At 72.6% G+C, this 1,725-nt stretch carries 1 protein-coding gene; it reads right to left on the bottom strand.

The window, feature by feature from the left end; genetic code table 11:
- A partial coding sequence (locus OU415_RS38135; protein WP_270954678.1) for an alpha/beta hydrolase family protein occupies nt 1-1,725 on the bottom strand: 1,725 nt, incomplete at both ends.

The following is a 1,725-nucleotide window of genomic DNA, read 5'->3' as shown; positions in this document are numbered from 1 at the left end:
GAGGACCTTCGGGTAGGCGTCCAGCCGGTTGGCCCGCTTGGCCAGGCCGTGCCCTTCGTCGGGGTAGACGAGGAGTTCGCACTCCAGGCCGTTGGCGCGGACGGCTTCGGCGATCTGCTCCGCTTCGGACAGGGGGACTCGCGGGTCGTTGGCGCCGTGGAGGACGAACAGCGGGGCCGCGATGTCCGCGACCTTGGTCAGCGGTGAGGCCTGGTGGAGGAAGTCGGCGTCGGCGGTCAGCGAGCCGTACTCGCGTTCGCGGTGGGCTCGGCGGTAGGGCGCGGTGTTCGCCAGGAAGGTGACCAGCGACGAGATGCCGACGATGTCGACCCCGGCCGCCCAGCGCTGCGGCTGGAAGGCGAGTCCGGCCAGCACCATGTAGCCGCCGTACGAGCCGCCCCACAGCGCCGCCCGGCTCGGGTCCAGGCCGATCGTCGGCAGCCAGTCGTGCAGGTCGCCGAGGTCGGCCACCGCTTCCAGCCGGTTCCGCCCGTCGTCGGCGGAGTACCAGCGCTTGCCGTAGCCGGTGGAGCCGCGCACGTTCGGCACCAGCACCTCGTGGCCCTGCGCGACGAGAGCCTGGACGATCGGGTTGAACGCCCGCACCGACTGGCTCTCCGGTCCACCGTGGACGATCAGCACGGCGGACCCGGCCAGCTGCGGATCGGGGTTCTCCGGCGAGTACCGGAAGCACGGCACCTGCTCGCCGTCGCGGGTCGGCACCCGGTGGATGCTCGGTTCCACCGGCCGCTGGTCGTCGAGCTGCGCAGCGGAATCGGTCAGCGCGCGGCACTCGCCGGTGCTCGCGTCCACGAGCAGCACGTCGCCGGGGACGGTCGGACCGCTGAAAGTCAGTGCGACGTAACGGGAATCCGGTGACCACGCGGGTTGCGGCAGCGGGAACGCGCACCAGCCGTCCGCGGGCAGGTGCACCGGACGCAGCCGCTCGCCGGAGGACGCGTCGTGCAGCGCCAGCCGGCTCGCGCCGTCGTCGTTGGCCTGCACGAGCAGCTTCGAACCGTCCGGAGAGACCCAGCCGGTCAGGTCGTGCTCGTCGGAGGTGACCAGCCAGGTCCGGTCGCCGGTGCGCGGATCGATGCGGGCGACGCCGGTGCGGTCGCGCTCGAAGTTGGTGGTGGCGATCAGCCCGGAACCGCCGGGCAGCCAAGCGATGTTGGTGCACCGGGCGGCCACGTCGCGGTTGGTCAGCGTCCGGTCCTCGGAGTCGACGACGATCAGTTCGTCCGACATGGGCAGCGCGCCGGGAACGGTGAGCGCGACGCGTCCGTCCGGTGCCGCCGCGACTTCCAGCACCATGCCGCCCCGGTCGTAGGCGACGCGCTCCGCCCCGGAGCTGACGCAGCGGATCACCACGTCGAAGTCGACGCCGTTGCGGCGGTTCGTGGAGTAGACGACGTGATCGGGCAGCACGTCCAGCAACCGGTGCACGTGCTCGGGATCGCGGACCAGCGGGCACAGCTCGGGCAGCCGCACCGGTCCGGGCCGCGGCTGGTCCAGCCGCAGCAACGACAACTGGCCGCGCTCGTCGCCGTCGGTGTCGTGCTGCACCACGACCGCGCGCTCGCCGGGCAGGTAGCGGCCGGTCACCGCGCCGGACAGCGCGGTCAACCGGGTGCTCGCGCCGTCGACGAGCTCGATCAGCTGCGTCGATCCGGACTCGTCGGAGCCGGCCAGCACCCGGCCGGAGCCGGCCACGTCGAAGGC

Source organism: Saccharopolyspora oryzae (assembly GCF_027853915.1).
Classification (GTDB): domain Bacteria; phylum Actinomycetota; class Actinomycetes; order Mycobacteriales; family Pseudonocardiaceae; genus Saccharopolyspora; species Saccharopolyspora oryzae.
Note: the sequence above shows the minus strand (reverse complement) of the source record. Positions and strands in the feature narration are given on the sequence as shown.